Consider the following 223-nt stretch of genomic DNA (forward strand, 5'->3'; position numbering starts at 1 on the left):
ACCTCCGCGCCCTGGCCTCGGGCCTTGCGGACGGCCTCGACGGCGAGGTCCACGCCCTTCGACCAGAGCATGCGCGCCACGAGCGCAACCTTCAGGGGCGGCTCGGCGGGAAGGGGGGAGGGGCCGAGGACTTCGGGATCGATCCCGGCGCCGCCCACCACCGTGACCTTAGGGCCTAACGGGTCGAGGCCGAGGAGTCGGGGGTCGTCCGTATTCTCGACGA

1 pseudogene is annotated in these 223 nt (G+C 72.2%); it reads right to left on the reverse strand.

The features are described from left to right. A pseudogene (locus tag E4K09_RS24100) lies at positions 1 to 223 on the reverse strand (glycosyltransferase family 4 protein); the annotation flags it as partial.

The organism is Microvirga pakistanensis (genome assembly GCF_004458765.1).
In the GTDB taxonomy this organism is placed as follows: Bacteria; Pseudomonadota; Alphaproteobacteria; order Rhizobiales; family Beijerinckiaceae; genus Microvirga; species Microvirga pakistanensis.